Raw genomic sequence first — 16,696 nt, forward strand, 5'->3', positions numbered from 1 at the left:
CGTAACTTTGCAACTCGAAATAGAGTGTCTACCATTTGTGAACTAACGCAAATACAGTTTAGTTGCTAAAAACATAAATAACAAGACATATAAAGAACAAACTTATAGTTATATTTAATGATGAAGAAACAGCTTAAGAAAGTCCTCGTTCTGGGTTCCGGTGCTTTGAAAATCGGCCAGGCAGGTGAGTTTGACTATTCCGGTTCGCAGGCTCTCAAGGCTTTGCGCGAGGAGGGTATTAGTTCCGTCCTCATTAATCCAAATGTTGCTACAATTCAGACAAGTGAAGGTATTGCTGACAAGGTTTATTTCTTGCCGGTGACACCTTTTTTTGTAACTGAAATTATCAAGAAGGAGCGCCCAGACGGCATTATGCTGGCTTGGGGTGGTCAGACAGGTTTGAACGTGGGTACAGAACTCTACCTCAGTGGTGTGCTCAAGGAGTACGGTGTGGATGTGCTGGGTACCTCTGTCGAGGCTATCATGAACACTGAAGACCGCGACCTCTTCGTGAAGGAGCTCAACAAGGTTGACCTCAAGGTTCCAGTAAGCCACGCTTGCGAGAACATGGAAGAGGCTGTGGCTGCGGCACGCAACATCGGCTACCCTATCATGATCCGTTCTGCCTATGCGCTGGGTGGTCTCGGTTCTGGTGTCTGCAAGACCGAAGAGGAGTTCAAGGAGATTGCTGAATCTGCCTTCACTTTCGCACCTCAGGTGCTCGTTGAGGAGAGCCTGAAGGGATGGAAGGAGATTGAGTTCGAATGCATCCGTGATGCCAACGACCGTTGCTTCACCGTTGCCTCTATGGAAAACTTCGACCCACTGGGTATTCACACAGGTGAATCTATCGTTGTGGCTCCAACCTGTTCTCTCACCGACGAGCAGGTGAAGATGTTGCAGGACATCGCCGTGAAGTGTGTCCGTCACCTCAACATCGTGGGTGAGTGCAACATCCAGTATGCTTTCAACGCTGAGACCAACGACTACCGTATCATCGAGATCAACGCTCGATTGAGCCGTTCTTCTGCCCTCGCTTCTAAAGCTACTGGTTATCCTTTGGCTTTCGTTGCTGCCAAGATTGCCCTCGGTTATACACTCGACCAGATTGGCGAGATGGGTACTCCTAACTCAGCTTATGTAGCTCCATCACTCGACTATATGATCTGCAAGATTCCTCGTTGGGACCTTACCAAGTTTGCCGGTGTAAGCCGCAAGATTGGTTCTTCCATGAAGTCTGTAGGCGAAATCATGTCTATCGGCCGCTCATTCGAGGAGATGCTCCAGAAGGGTCTCCGTATGATTGGTCAGGGAATGCACGGTTTCGTTGGCAACGACCACACCAAGTTCGACAACCTGGATGAGGAACTTTCCAACCCTACCGACCTCCGTATCTTCGCCATCGCCCAGGCTTTGGAGGAAGGTTACACCATCGAGCGCATCGAGGAGTTGACCAAGATTGACCCTTGGTTCATCGAGCGCATGAAGAATATCGTAGATTACAAGCACAAGCTTTCTACATACAACACTTTGGAGGAGATTCCAGCCGAGGTATTGCGCGAGGCTAAGGTATTGGGATTCTCTGACTTCCAGATTGGCCGCTTCGTATTGAAGACTCAGAACACCAATATGGAGAAGGAGGTGCTCGCAGTTCGTGCCCAGCGCAAGAAGCTGAACATTCTGCCTGCCGTGAAGCGCATCCCTACCGTGGCTAGCGAGCATCCTGACCTTACTAACTATCTCTACATGACATACGCTGTAGAGGGTTACGACATCAACTACTACAAGAACGAGAAGTCTGTCATCGTTCTCGGTTCGGGTGCTTACCGCATCGGTTCTTCTGTAGAGTTCGACTGGTGTTCAGTAAACGCCATCAACACAGCACGCAAGTTGGGTTACAAGTCAATCATGATCAACTACAACCCAGAGACCGTATCTACCGACTACGATATGTGCGACCGTCTCTACTTCGATGAGCTTTCATTCGAGCGTGTACTCGATGTCATCGACCTGGAGTCACCACGTGGTGTGATTGTTTCTGTAGGTGGTCAGATTCCAAACAACCTGGCTATGAAGCTCCATCGCCAGTCTGTGCCAATTCTGGGTACATCTCCTGTCAACATCGACCGTGCAGAGAACCGCGGTAAGTTCTCTGCCATGCTCGATAAGCTCGGCATCGACCAGCCTAAGTGGAGCGCCCTCACCTCTATGGAGGATGTTCAGAAGTTCATCGACGAGGTAGGCTATCCTGTTCTCGTTCGTCCATCCTACGTTCTTTCTGGTGCAGCCATGAACGTTTGCCACGATGATGATGAGTTGCGTCGCTTCCTGGAGGCAGCTTCTGAGGTTTCCAAGGAGTACCCAGTGGTTATCTCTCAGTTTATGACAGAGACCAACGAGATCGAGTTCGACGGTGTGGCTCAGAATGGTGAGATTGTAGAGTATGGTATTTCAGAGCACGTAGAGTATGCTGGTGTTCACTCCGGTGACGCTACCATGACCTTCCCTGCCCAGCAGATTTCCTTCGCTACAGCCCGTCAGATCAAGAAGATTTCACGTGCCATTGCCAAGGAGCTCAACATCTCTGGTCCTTTCAATATCCAGTATCTGGCTAAGGGTCGCGATGTGAAGGTTATCGAGTGTAACCTCCGTGCATCCCGTTCATTCCCATTCGTGAGCAAGGTATTGAAGCGCAACTTTATCGAGACTGCTACCCGCATCATGCTCGATGCTCCATATCAGAAGCCAGACAAGTCTGCCTTCGATATCGACCGCATGGGTGTGAAGGCTTCACAGTTCTCATTCGCCCGTTTGCAGAACGCCGACCCTGTTTTGGGTGTAGATATGAGTTCTACCGGCGAGGTAGGCTGTATGGGTGATACTTTCGAGGAGGCATTGCTCAACTCATTGATTGCCACCGGCTACAAGATTCCTTCAAAGGACAAGGGCATCATGCTTTCAAGTGGTGGTGCGAAGGAGAAGGCTTCTCTGCTCGATGCTGCCCAGGCTTTGGTGAAGAACGGTTACACCATCTATGCTACAGCCGGCACAGCGAAGTTCCTGAACGAGAACAACGTGAAGGCTACTGCTGTAGGATGGCCTGATGAGGAGCACAAGGATCTTCCTAATGTGATGCAGATGATTGCCGACCACAAGTTCGACCTCATCGTCAACATCCCTAAGAATCACACCAAGCGTGAGCTCACCAATGGTTACAGAATCCGTCGTGGTGCCATCGACCACAACATTCCTCTGATCACCAATGCCCGCCTGGCTTCCGCCTTCATCGAGGCATTCTGCACATTGAGCCAGGATCAGCTTCAGATTAAGAGCTGGCAGGAGTACGAGTAATCTCGTTGTTTTTTAGGCACGGATTACACGGATTTTTACGAAAGATGATTATCTTTTCCGCTAGGCGTCCCGCCGGATTTGAAATCCGGCGTTAAAAAATGTCCTAACCTTTTTAGGCTCTGCGGATTTGAAATCCGCAGCAAAGGAATCTCACGCAGATTTCGCAGATATTTATAAAATACGCCCTGTAAGGCAAGGCACAAGTTCTAGATTGTGCCCAAGCCTTACGGGGCTTTTTTATTCCCTGCCATGAGAAAAAGAAGCCGAAATGATGGCTATCTCATTATTTTATTGTACCTTTGCAAAGAGAAATTAGAATAAAGAATGATAGTTTGTATAGCAGAGAAACCGAGCGTGGCTAAGGACATCGCCCGAATCATCGGGGCTACCACGGCACGCGACGGTTATATGGAAGGTAATGGTTACCAAGTAACATGGACCTTCGGCCATCTTTGTGAGCTGAAGGAACCGGATGATTATACTCCAATGTGGAAGCATTGGAGTCTTTCGGCGTTGCCGATGATTCCACAGCGTTTCGGTATCAAGCTCATCAACGATGAAGGCATCAAGAAGCAGTTTGCCACCATCGAAAAACTGATGCAGGCTGCCGACAGCATCATCAACTGCGGTGACGCCGGACAGGAAGGAGAGCTCATCCAGAGATGGGTGATGCAGAAGGCACAGGCAAAATGCCCCGTCAAGAGGCTGTGGATTTCATCCATGACCGATGAAGCCATCAAGCAGGGATTCCAGGAACTGAAAGACCAGGGGGAATATCAGTCGCTCTATCTTGCCGGACTTTCCCGTGCCATCGGCGACTGGATTCTCGGCATGAACGCCACCCGACTTTATACATTGAAATACGGTCAGAACCGACAGGTGCTCAGCATCGGTCGGGTGCAGACCCCTACCCTTGCCCTGATCGTAAACCGCCAGAAGGAAATCGACAACTTCGTTTCCGAACCTTACTGGGTACTCGCCACCATCTACCGCGACACCCAGTTTACGGCAACCAGCGGCAAGTTTACCAGCAAGGAAGAAGGAGAGAAAGCATTCAGTACCATCGCCGGCAAACCCTTCACCGTTACCGACGTAAGCAAGAAGAAGGGAAACGAGGCACCACCCCATCTCTACGACCTCACCTCGCTGCAGGTAGATTGCAACAAGAAGTTTGCCTACTCTGCCGATATCACGCTGAAGCTCATCCAGAGTCTCTACGAAAAGAAGTACACCACTTATCCTCGTGTAGATACCCAGTTTCTCACAGATGATATCTATCCGAAATGTCCGCAGATTCTGAACGGAGTGAGCCAGGCAAAGATAGCCAGTCAGCAGAAATATCTGCCGCTCATCCAGCAGCTCGCAGCCACCGGCAAGAAGTTGCCTAAGAGCAAGAAGGTTTTCGATAACAGCAAGGTAACCGACCACCACGCCATCATCCCTACCGGAGTTCCACCAACCGGACTCACCGATATGGAGGCGAATGTCTATGACCTCATCGCCAAGCGCTTCATCAGCGTGTTCTATCCGGACTGTAAATTCTCTACCACCACCGTATTGGGCGAAGTAATCAACGAAGATGGTCCAAAACCGGAAAAGATAGAGTTCAAGGTGAGCGGCAAGGAGATTCTCGAACCGGGCTGGCGAGTAGTCTATGCCAAGGATGCGAAGAATGCCGATGACGACGATGCTTCAGATAACGCCAACGGAAATGCAGACTCAGGAAACGGCGCCAAGAAGGAAGTGGTAGAAGAGCGAACCCTCCCCTCTTTCGTGAAAGGCGAATCAGGTGAGCATCAGCCTACCCTGACAGAGAAATGGACCACACCGCCGAAGTATTATACCGAGGCAACCCTGCTCCGTGCGATGGAGACAGCGGGTAAATTCGTGGAAGACGAGGAACTTCGTGCAGCATTGAAGGAGAACGGCATCGGCCGTCCATCCTCCCGTGCCGGCATCATCGAGACCCTCTTCAAACGCCACTACATCCGTCGCCAGCGCAAGAACCTGATGGCAACTCCAACAGGTATCGAACTCATCGACACCATTCATGAAGAACTTCTGAAGAGCTGTGAGCTGACAGGTATCTGGGAAAAGAAGCTCCGCGACATCGAACACAAGACCTACGACCCTGCAGAATTTATCAACGGCTTGAAAGAGCAGATCAACAAGATTGTCATCGATGTATTATCGGATAACAGCAGCCGAAGAGTAACCATCATGACGGAAGAAGACCTCAAGAAAAAGCCAGCAAAGAAAAAAACGGCGGCAAAGAAGCCAGAAACAAAGAAAACAGAAGCCGAGAAAACAGAAGCAAAGAAAAAGGATGCAGCGACTCAAGATGCAGCACAGCCTGCTTCAACATCACAGGCTCCAGCCGACCCAATGGTAGGCAAGCCATGTCCGCTCTGCGGAAAGGGCGTTATCATCAAGGGTAAGACCGCCTATGGTTGCAGCAACTGGAAATCAGGCTGTCAATATCGCCAGCCATTCTCGCAGATGTAAATTCCCGAATATAGAGGTAATATGAAGTATATTAGATTCAATCAAATCATAACAGCACTCTGCTGCCTTCTTCTGATAAGCTGCGGCATTGACAAGAACCTGAAGAAGGGAGAGAAGTTCCTTTCTCTGGGCGAATACTACGATGCTGCCGACCAGTTCAAGCAGGCTTATACCAAAACTCCAGCCAAGGAAAGAGACAATCGAGGAAAGATTGCCTTGAAGATGGCTCGCTGTTATGAGAAGATCAATTCTACACCGAAGGCAATTGCCGCTTATCGCAATGCCATCCGTTACAACCAGGCATCATTGGACGACCGCCTGGCTTACGCCCGTATGCTCTTGAAAAACGGAGAATACAAACAGGCAGAAAAAGAATTCAGAATAATCGTAGATTCCATGCCCGACAATGTTCTTGCCAAAAACGGATTGAAATCTGCACAGAAGGCTCCCATCTGGAAGAAAGAAGGAAGCCGATACAAAATAAAGAAGATGGACGTATTCAACTCCAGAAGAGACGACTATTCACCCATGCTCCTGGGCGATGAATACGACCAGCTCTATTTCACCTCTACCCGGAATGAGGCAGAAGGTGATGAACTCAGTGGAATCACCGGCACCAAAGCCGGCGACATCTTCTTGTCAGAAAAAGACGATAGGGGAAAATGGAGCAAACCCGAAGCCATTGGTGGTGGACTTAATACCGCCTATGACGAAGGAGCCTGTTGCTTCACTCCTGACGGAAAGGAAATGTATCTTACCCAGTGCACCACCGACCCGTCCTCTCCCCGCTATGCTCAGATAGTAACTTCCTCTCGCTCGGATGCAGCCTGGGGCAAGACATCCCAACTGCAAATAACGAGAGATACGCTGAGCAGCTATGCCCATCCAGCCATCAGTCCCGATGGCGAATGGCTCTATTTCGTATCAGACATGCCGGGAGGTGTAGGCGGCCTTGACATTTGGCGTATCCGTCTTACGGCTGCCGGTCTTGGCGGTGTAGAGAATCTCGGTGAACCCATCAACACACCGGGCGACGAGATGTTCCCTACCTTCCGTCCCAATGGCGACCTTTACTTCAGTAGCAATGGTCATGTAGGCATGGGCGGTCTCGACATTTTTATCGCCAAAGTAGACAAGAAGACTCGCAGATACAAGTTGGAGCATCCGGGTTATCCGCTCAATTCAGAAGCAGATGATTTCGGAATGACATTCGAGGGTCCACACAACCGTGGTTTCTTCTCATCCAACAGAAAGGACGGACGAGGCTATGACCACATCTATTCATTCGAGAACCCGGAGATTGTCACCACGATGAAGGGTTGGATCTACGAGATGGACGGCTATGAACTGCCAGCAGCCCAAGTGATGGTGGTAGGTAATGACGGAACCTACAAGAAATTGCCGGTGAAGAGCGATGGTTCCTTCTCCATGGTTATCAACACGAAGGTAGATTATCTGGTAATGGCTTCCTGCAAGGGATTCCTCAATCATAAGGAGGAATTGAGAGTAGATACGGCTCAGGAGAGCAAGGAGTATGTACTCCAGTTCCCATTGGCTTCCATCACTGCCCCCGTACTCATCGACAACATCTTCTATGAGTTTGACAAGGCTACCTTGACATCAGCCAGCACCAAGGCACTTGATAAACTCGTGGGATTGCTGAAGGAGAATCCAAACGTAACCATCGAGCTGAGTGCCCATTGCGATTACAAGGGAAATGCCGAATACAACAAGCGGTTGTCTCAGCGCCGTGCCCAGTCTGTAGTAGATTACCTGATAGCCCATGGCATCGAGAAGGAGCGCCTTACCCCAATGGGATATGGCAAGGAGCGACCAAAGAAGGTTCGCAAGAAACTGACCGAGAAATATCCTTGGCTCAAGGAGGGCGACGAACTCACCCAGGAGTTGATCCTCAAGCAGAGCAAGGAGCATCAGGAAATCTGCAATCAGTTGAACCGCCGCACCGAGTTCATCGTACTTCGCACTACATACAATATGTTTGACGAGAAGGGCAACCTGAAGAATCCTCCGAAACCAAAACCAAAGAAGGAAGAATCCAATGGCAACGGCTTCGATTTCGAATTTGATTTGGAATAGCAACATTCTACAATTCCATCATTGCAAGCAACAGTAAGGCGGTCTCAACCTTTTTTCATAATTTCGCAGCAGCTTTCAAGAACGTTGGCTGAAGCTGAACTTTAGCGTTTCACTCTTTTTATAAGCAGCGCATGCTAAAGAATATAAAGAAATATGTATCAATGGGTTATATAGGATTTAAAACATCCCTTAAACGCTGTTTTTACCCCATTTTCTGTGTTCAGAGTTCAGTATTCAGCCTGATGTTCAGCCTCATGAGACATTGAGTAAATGCCCTTCACCAACTTCATCGCCAAGTGTTCACCCTCACTCTTACTTAGAGAACGTTGCAAACAACATAATAGTATAAACGATACCGCCCCGACCTACCCTTCCAGGGGTGGGGAGGGTAAGTAAGGGGAGGGTACTTTCTAAGACTTTCCTTATGTATAGGTTCGTTTACTATAGGAAAGATATAGTATATATATAGACTCCTAGAAAAAGCGATTTCCTACTCACCCTAGTTACCACCTGACATAAACAAGATAGTTACGATAGCTAAGTATCATGGTTACGATGGCTAAGTATCATACTTATGAGCATAACCCTAATAGATATTTCTCTACATGAGAATTACTTATTGTTTTTCTGGACACTCAACATTAAAACAACGTCAATGGATTTACGAAGTTACACCAAGCAGGAGTTAGCCCTGATATTTATCAGTGATAATCGGTGAGTATCGGTGAGCAACGGTGAGTTGGGAATGAGAAATGTTGTATCTTTGCAACAAATTGAGAATGTATGGCACAAATGAATCTTACCCCATTGGACGATGTGCTCGACAAGCACTTTGGGAAAGTTGGCACTCCAAAACGTGATGCTTTTGAAAGTGATGTGGATGAAGCATTGCATGCATACCGTTTGGGAGAAGCCATCAAGAAGGCTCGCATAGAACAGAACTTGACACAAGAACAACTTGGTGAGCGTATAGGTGTGAAAAGAGCGCAGATTTCTCGCTTGGAAAGAGGTTATAGTATAACAATACCTACTATGCGAAGAGTATTCAAAGCTCTTGGTGTGGTAAATGCAACCATTGATTTGGGGATTGCTGGAAAAGTAGCATTATGGTAGATAAAAAGCTATGCATGTGGCTTTAGAGTATTTGAAACTAAAGCCATATGCATTGCTTTCCTTTGACAATAGTCGTGTATCGGTACCTAAAATAATAATTTAAGACAGAATTTTCTTTTTGATCGCTTTTATGCGGTGTTCGATAATATTGTCCCACAGCTTAGAACCACCCAACTCTGAGGCAGGGATATATTCACCATACTTTTCGAGAAATTCCTCATTGTAGGTAATAGAATCGTCACCATATCGATCTATTATGTATGCCCAATTCCATCTGTCAGCATACTTGATTAAAAGTTCGTGGGTCATGTCGATACAAGACTTGTCTGATAGCACTTCCCAATCCCAACAATCCTTAAATGTCTCTATGTTGTCTTCTGTAAACAATAGTGTACTACTGTTTGATGTCAATTCGTGCCAGTCAAGTTTGTGCTTGAATTTTTCAAGTAGGCTTTGGGTCCACACTACATTGTAGTTTCTTGAAATTTCTTTCCAGTCCACATAGTTCATATACTTCTCAAGCAACAGTTCTGTCCATGGAAAGTCTTTGGAGAGTTCTTTCCATGCAGCATCGTCCATCATATGAGAAACCAACTCTTTGTTTAACTTATCATTTGCCATATCTTTGAAAATTTAATTACGCTATTGGGTGCAAAGGTATGGCTATGGTGCCCCATTATTTATGACAGGTTAGAACTAAATTAAAATTCCTTGAAAGTTTTATTGTTGATTCAATATGTTAATGGCTCTCATTGCACCGTGCCTGTCTTGCCATATTTTTCCTTCAAACTGTAATTGTCTTTGATGGTATTCTGTATTCAGAACACCATCAAAGTCAAGAAAGATGATTTTAGAAAGTTTCTTTGCCATAAACGATCTTAGGAATTTTATGTTTCTTCATTTCAGTGTTATTGTCCACCATATTATATAAACACATGGCTGCATAGTAGGCATTTTGATGTTGTGGAAGCATCATGAAAGGCAGGCGATTGTCCCATGCTTTTACTGGTGTTCCAAGAATCATACTCCAAGGGCGTTCATACAAATAGAACTCTTCTTCGGGAGCCTGACTTTCTACTATTTGCCCCGTCCTTTTGGTTTTAAACTTATGTGCAATAACTACCCATGTTCCTGACACCCACATAAAACCATTTTTGTATGGGCACGGAGTGACGTGACGATATGCTTTAAGCAAGGCATAGACTCTGTGCAATACCGTGAAGTTATTATTTACCTTTGAATCTTCGTTTTTCTGTTGCAAGCATGCCAAGACATCTTCCCAAGTGCTGTTCTTTATATAAAACAGCAACGTAGGCAAAAGCGGCTCTGTCAATTGGTTAACAAAGCCCTCACTCAATAATCGACCTGCATTCAAACGAACGATTTCATGAAATCTCCTTTTTGCTTTAGTTCCCAGCCTTGTTTTTCTTATGCACATTAAACTGAATGGAGGATGCTTCACTGCTTCTATCTTTTGCAACGGATTGTTAGAACAATCAACGATTGTAAGCAACGGATTCTTTCTGAGGTTGATTCTTTGCAGCCTATTTCCATGTACATCAAGCACAGAGAGATATTCAGTCTTGCTTAAAGACATTTGTTTCAACATTTGATTTGGACACAATAGATGCGTCAATCCCTTACAGCCGGAAACATCTATTGAGCATATTGCCTTGTGAGAAACAATATGGAATCCCGTCAATACGTTCTCCTCGTCTGTTTTTATTGTAATACAGTAATAGCCTGGCGATTGATATGAATGTCTTACCTGTCCCCAGTCATCCACTTTCCATTTTACTGATTCAGTTTCACCATCACCCCATTCAATTGTGACTATTGCATTCATCATGACCTTCAACTGAAGAACCATGTTGTTACATTTTTGGCAAGTCGCAAGTGTCAGACAGTCAACTATAGGGTTGAGCTTCTTCTTCATCTGTCTAAAAGCAATCTCCAATCGAAGTGGAAACAAGTCTTTCGGCTTATCTCTCCTGTAGAAGCTGTACTTGCCATACTCGCGGCTATCAATATTTTTCCTATAGTACCACATCGCTTCTATATAGTTATGCCTTTTCTCTGCCATTCTTCCCAACTGGTATTGGGCTCTGTTTCCCCAGCAGTAACCATTTTCAAGCTCTTTGTAGTATTGAGCCCCTTTGTCGAGATTTTGCTCTACACCTAATCCATAGGTATATAGATGAGCGAGTTTGTTAGTGATTTCTTGCTTAATCGACCAATCATACCATTCGGTTGTCTGCATTTTCTCATGCAAAGCTTTAAATAAAAGAAACGCCTTGGAAAATTGACATTTATCGAAGTAGTAAAGTGACACACGTTCCATGGAAGGAATGTCGCCTTTTGTCGCAAGATAATCCAATACTTCCAAAGCCAAACTGTTACCTTCCTGAAGATGGTAGAACAGAGGAAAATGGAAATTACGCCAGTAGAAAGCGTCATTGCGAACAAATGGAGGAAGCGGATTGTAGGGTTCGGTTTGTGCAGAATGATTCATCAAGTGTTCAAACCAAGGATGGCGCATCATGTCGGCAAACGTAGGATGCTTGCCAAAGATGTTTTCGCAGACAGTCCTTGAACATTCTGTGCATCCCTTTCCTATCACAAAGTCCAGCAGAATCTCCTCCACCAGATAACTATCAGGCTCTCCTGTCGATTCGAGAAGATAGGACAACAGTTGTCTCACTTCGCTTGAATCCTTTGAAAAGTTCAACTGACTGACGGTGTTGTAGAACAGTTCATCTTGGAGGAGTATTTCATCGCGAAGGCTTTTGTCTCCGTAAGCATTAACAACAAGAATCTGACGAAGTATCATATTGAATGGAGTAATACGCAAAGTAGATTTATCCAACTCTTTGTTTGATTTATCATTAGTCATATCTTTGAAAATTTAATTACGCTATTGGGTGCAAAGGTATGGCTATGGTGTCCCACAAATTATGACACGTCGAGACTAAGATTAAATTATTTTGCTTTTTATTGCCGATTCAGAATACCAATGGCTCTCATTGCCAATTCTTCTATAAGACCATCGTAGGGATTGGTTAAAATGAAATGAGGAAGTTGAGATTCCAATATAACATACTCATCATCAATAATGACATACGGAACCTCTTGCATATTATTCTCATGAAGCCACGAAGCTATTTCCGCCCCTTTACAATGAAGCATAGAAGAATCTAACACATCCAAGTCTGTCGAGAGCAAAATGTTATCACTGATAGCAGACGGAGTTATACCTATTACTTTTCCTGGCAATTGTCTGTCTTTCCACATGTCTTGCATTGCCTCCAAACCGAGATATTTCCATGAGGATTCTATTACGATGTCCGCATGGGTCATATCTACTATGGTTTGCAGTTGTTTCACGGCTTCTGGGTCAAAACAAGTTCCATATTTGTCTTGCCACGCTTTCCTTTCATACAGTAATTGTCTTTGATGGTGTTCTGTGTTCAAAACACCATCAAAATCGAGAAATATAATCTTAGAATGATTCATCTATTTATTGTTGAAAATATCATCGAGATGCTCCTTCATATCATCTAAAATGGCATGATAATACTCCCACTTCTCGGCATCTGTGATGCCTCTATCTCCATCCTTGGTTGCTGTAGGATGGTAAGTCTTGTAAGCAAGGCTGACGCCTTCAATGTCGAGTTTTGCCACTGCATTGACATCATTTCCTGCCAAAGGAATTGGCGAACCCTTTACGTTGAAGTTCTCTTGGATGTAGCTGTAATAGGTGTTTTGGCCAGGACCAGTCAAGAAGATGAGAACATCAGGCTTCAATATCTCTATCTCCTGAGGGATGACATGGAAGTATTCTATCTCCAAATCATGAATGCCAGAATCAACACCCTTGCGTCCACCTACAGACAACTTTGAAATGTTGTTCCAAAGGTATGCTACTTTCTTGTCGGAATACTGTTCGCCGAGAACGAAGTCTTTGATACCCGACATGATACCATTGAATCCCATGCTGAAGAACTTATTCTTAGCCAAGTGATTGTCAGAATCAGTAAGGAAATATTGCCCTTTATAATTGTCAGAATAGAAACGTTGGTATAGTTCTACGAAATCGTCCGACTGTATTTGAGTTCCATCATCCGATACAGGTATGGGCCAATTGAGGGCTTCTTGTCCGAATACCATAACTTTCAAGTCGGCATCAGTCCACCAACTCTCGTCAACATAACCTCCTTGGTTGTTACGTTCCAATGCTACACCCAGCATAAAAGGTGATTGCACCTTGATGCCTTTAGCATCCAACTGCTGTTTCAATTCCTTCCACTTTGGCTCATATAAGTTAGCCAGTTGTTTTGTTAAATTGTTCATAATTAATATGTTTTATAATTAAACTTTTGGTTCGTACAAGTATAGAACCTCTACAACATTGTCTGTAGAGTTTTGGATAGACCACTGCAAACCAATATCTTCACCCATTTCGTCTAAATTTTCATTAAACGTATTCATGTAAGAATCTGCAAATTCACAATTCAGTTCGAAGCATAGACCATAATATATAGCTTTTGCGTTAGAATCAATTGTGACTTTCTTCCCGATTTCAGTAGAGACAGCTCTCACAAGTGGATATGGAACGCTGTATTCTCTGAAATCTTGTATGAAGAAAGTTATCCTACTTGGATTCACCAAGTGATGATGTATAAAATTAAGAAGTACTCCTACAGATTCCTTGTCTGTCATGATATAATTGTCCCATAGTTTCTGTAAATGCTTGTAATTGGCACATGGATGCAAATCTATCACAAAGCAAGTCTTGGGATGCTTCATTTTTGCAACTATCGCATTTATTTCATTGAGATAAGCTTCTGCGTCATCAGTCAGAATTACAACCCAATCTGTTCTTGAATCCATGGTTTCTAATGGTATTGTTTTCCAGTTTTCTGAATTGACAGTATTAGCCTGGTCACCGAACTTGAAGATAACTTCTTTTCGGGTATAGTCATCTGTAGAGTATAAAGCGTACAGGAATTTCCAAACAAGGTTTTCTTCTGAAACACGTAGCTCCAGGGATTCGGAATCACCTCCCATTTTTCTGACAAGTTCTTTTACAGGCTTCAGGCTACCTTCCAATATAGTAAAATAGATATACCATTCTCCTTCTATACATGAGAAGTTGATATACGTGGTAATCCCATCGTAGCTAACTTGATATCCGTAATTGTCCACGTAGGGTATTCTGCCATCGAAGTTTGCTTTAATCTCCGAATTGATCTCATCGATGAATTTCTTTCGGCAAGAACGCTCGTATTCTTCCAAAATCTCATTTTTGGCATTACTGATATCTGATATGGCTTCTCTTAGTGTACAGCATAGGTCATCCAATGCAGAGCATTTAGCTCTGACAGACAGTCCTTCTAAGTTTTTGAGCTCTTTGTTAATATCAAATCTTTCCATAATCTAGATTTTGTTAGTCGTTTTCATATAACTCCCACAAGTCACTTACCCAACCTTTCATGGTCTGTCGTAGGGATTGTGGTTCCAATACCTCTATCATATTTCCAAAATGTAACAGTTCCATGATGAAATCATAGGTAGGTCGCAATGTCAGTTCGAAGTCTGCGTAGTCCTTGCAGGTGAATATCTCTTTCTGCGTAGGATGCAATGGTAGAGAACGAAGATAATGCTGATGTTGCTTGTTGGCCCGAACCACAATGCGTTGCATAGGAATGGTCTCGTCTGTTACTATTCCATAGAATGAGGAAAAATAGGTGTTTGCATCAAAATTCTTGGGCATCGTGAAATGCTCTTGGGTTTCCTCAAAATTTTCCAAACGGTCTAGCCCATAGATACGCAGATTGTTATCAACGAGATTCTTCGCCAATAAATACCATCTTTTTTGGAACATCTTTAGGCAGTAAGGTTCTACAGAAAACGTATGAGAGGAGCCATGTATAAAACTCTTGTACGTCAACGTTACCACTTTATTACTCTTCATCGCCTCTATGATGTCTGTCAAGTAGTTACGGTTGGATGGTATTTCTTCAACAAGAATTCTGTCTTTCAACTGAGTGCTTTGCGACAGGGTATTTGCTGTAGAATATGTATCAAGTAGCCAACGGATGAGCCCACCTTTACTCAAACATTCTGGATTGGAGATGTAATACCGGTAACCGCCTTTTAACCGGCATTCTATGTTCACGCCGAGTATCATCAGAATATTTCCTTTCCATCGGTCGAAGGTTTGCCGTGGCAAAGGCTCTCCATTGCTGATGTTCTCGTCATGTATCCACTTGTCGTTGAGTTCTTTCAGCGACAACCCTCTATCTCCTTTGTTATAGAGTGTTCTTACTATCCAAATATATTTCTCCAATGCAGTCATATTTTGAATCTTTTTATATGGAAAACGTTCTATACTCTTCAATATTGTGTTTGAAGTCATTTTTTTTGAGGGTTTCTTCACGCTGGTAGGGCAAGTAGCCCCAAAATGATGTATGCCACAAGCAGCAAGCTGCGATTTCAGCATGGCTTGCCTTCACATCTTTGTCCAATACAAGTTCTTTTGCCAAACTATCCTCCCAATCATCACCTTCTAAAGGATAAGCGTTCAGTTTATGCTTGCCCAAGGATATTCGAACTTTTTTGTTTTCTATAAGCTCCCGGTTGGTTGGCGTAAGACTGCGAAGATAATCGAAATGCTGCTTATAAGGCACCAAATCTCCTGGCGCATAATCGCATGTATAATGCCTTATAAGGTATGGTGCAATTTCGTCAAACGAAAGCGAGTCTAGTAATTCTTTTAATGTCATAATACAATTATTTTTTATTTCGGCTGCAAAATTACGGCTAAGGTGTCTCAATTTATATGACATGTTTAATAAATGAGTGATTTCGAAGCAGATTTTCCAAATTAGGACAAGAATCTTGGAGAGTAACCCAAAAGGTTTTGAGTTACTCAAAACATACCTTGCTGTGACTTTATGGACACAATGTTTTGGGAAGAATGTATGACATCAATGCATATATGTTTACACATTTTTTTGTATGGATACTTCTTGATCAAATTGCAACTGTACTTCCATACGACAGTGAATCTGTACGTCAATAAGTCAATACGACCACAAATAACCGAAGCGTCAAAGATGCGACCATTCTTAGCTAAAAGTATTTGTTCCTCCGTAGAGTTGCAGGACAATGGCTGTCAATAAATTCACCTCCTTGGCTTCCTTGCTCTTGCCTATGGCTCTGTTGCCCTTGGCATCCCAGATAGCCTTGGTAACGCTCTGCTTGCAACTGAACTGTGCGATAGTTCCGTTGATTGTCACTCGTCCCATGATAGGGACATTTCCGTTTCTCTCCTTGCTTCCATTTACATAGAAGACTGTCTTGAAAGTGCATCTCATAATTCTTACTTTTTTGTTCGGTGCAAAATTAAACTATGAGAGTTGCATGGCAAAACCAAAACCTACGCAGAATGGAGAAGATTGAACCGCCACCGTTAAAAATGCTTATTAGGGCGTTTCTGCGAGGTAATGATTTGAAAGCGTTTCTGTTTCTCCAATCTGCTTTTTTCTCATTTCCTTGTCACTGACAACTAAAGCCAACGACTGCCACAACCACTTGAAACTCAAAACAAATGCTCTATTTTACTATT

General features: G+C 44.2%; 11 protein-coding genes and 1 pseudogene. 4 read left to right on the forward strand and 8 right to left on the reverse strand.

Annotated features, from left to right (window positions below; translation table 11 throughout):
* The first annotated feature begins 120 nt into the window (after positions 1 to 120).
* From carB to F7D73_RS09670, 4 genes are all read left to right on the forward strand, one after another.
* Positions 121 to 3,351 carry a carbamoyl-phosphate synthase (glutamine-hydrolyzing) large subunit gene (gene carB / locus F7D73_RS09655; RefSeq protein WP_153124692.1) on the forward strand — a complete coding sequence of 1,077 codons (3,231 nt, stop codon included), beginning with the start codon at positions 121 to 123 and terminating at the stop codon, positions 3,349 to 3,351.
* Between the two features lie 324 nt (positions 3,352 to 3,675).
* Positions 3,676 to 5,856, forward strand: coding sequence for a DNA topoisomerase 3 (locus tag F7D73_RS09660; protein ID WP_153124257.1), 2,181 nt, complete (start codon positions 3,676 to 3,678; stop codon positions 5,854 to 5,856).
* A gap of 21 nt (positions 5,857 to 5,877) precedes the next feature.
* On the forward strand, positions 5,878 to 7,953 hold the full coding sequence (locus tag F7D73_RS09665) for an OmpA family protein (protein ID WP_153124259.1): 2,076 nt from the start codon (positions 5,878 to 5,880) through the stop codon (positions 7,951 to 7,953).
* A gap of 783 nt (positions 7,954 to 8,736) precedes the next feature.
* Positions 8,737 to 9,066 (forward strand): helix-turn-helix transcriptional regulator, encoded by a 330-nt coding sequence (locus F7D73_RS09670; RefSeq protein WP_153124261.1) that lies wholly within the window; start codon positions 8,737 to 8,739, stop codon positions 9,064 to 9,066.
* 99 nt (positions 9,067 to 9,165) lie between these two features.
* Here the strand turns inward: F7D73_RS09670 and F7D73_RS09675 are convergent, their stop codons facing one another.
* The 8 genes and pseudogenes from F7D73_RS09675 to F7D73_RS09710 all read right to left on the reverse strand — a co-directional run.
* Positions 9,166 to 9,687 carry a hypothetical protein gene (locus F7D73_RS09675; protein WP_153124263.1) on the reverse strand — a complete coding sequence of 174 codons (522 nt, stop codon included), beginning with the start codon at positions 9,685 to 9,687 and terminating at the stop codon, positions 9,166 to 9,168.
* Positions 9,688 to 9,916: 229 nt separating this feature from the next.
* Positions 9,917 to 11,959: a hypothetical protein gene (locus F7D73_RS09680; protein ID WP_153124265.1), complete on the reverse strand. Its 2,043-nt coding sequence runs from the start codon at positions 11,957 to 11,959 to the stop codon at positions 9,917 to 9,919.
* A 98-nt stretch (positions 11,960 to 12,057) separates the two neighbouring features.
* Complete coding sequence (locus tag F7D73_RS09685) at positions 12,058 to 12,579, reverse strand: HAD domain-containing protein (RefSeq protein WP_119229034.1); 522 nt, start codon at positions 12,577 to 12,579, stop codon at positions 12,058 to 12,060.
* Positions 12,580 to 13,416, reverse strand: coding sequence for a hypothetical protein (locus F7D73_RS09690; protein WP_153124267.1), 837 nt, complete (start codon positions 13,414 to 13,416; stop codon positions 12,580 to 12,582).
* A gap of 18 nt (positions 13,417 to 13,434) precedes the next feature.
* Positions 13,435 to 14,499 (reverse strand): hypothetical protein, encoded by a 1,065-nt coding sequence (locus tag F7D73_RS09695; protein ID WP_153124269.1) that lies wholly within the window; start codon positions 14,497 to 14,499, stop codon positions 13,435 to 13,437.
* A 13-nt stretch (positions 14,500 to 14,512) separates the two neighbouring features.
* Positions 14,513 to 15,424: a helix-turn-helix transcriptional regulator gene (locus F7D73_RS09700; RefSeq protein ID WP_153124272.1), complete on the reverse strand. Its 912-nt coding sequence runs from the start codon at positions 15,422 to 15,424 to the stop codon at positions 14,513 to 14,515.
* A 13-nt stretch (positions 15,425 to 15,437) separates the two neighbouring features.
* Entirely contained in the window at positions 15,438 to 15,851 is a 414-nt protein-coding gene (locus F7D73_RS09705; RefSeq protein ID WP_153124274.1) for a hypothetical protein, read from the reverse strand.
* 396 nt (positions 15,852 to 16,247) lie between these two features.
* Positions 16,248 to 16,445, reverse strand: a pseudogene (locus F7D73_RS09710) (Arm DNA-binding domain-containing protein); the annotation flags it as partial.
* Positions 16,446 to 16,696: the final 251 nt, after the last annotated feature.

Origin of the sequence: Segatella copri, assembly GCF_009494395.1 — a bacterium.
Classification (GTDB): Bacteria; Bacteroidota; Bacteroidia; order Bacteroidales; family Bacteroidaceae; genus Prevotella.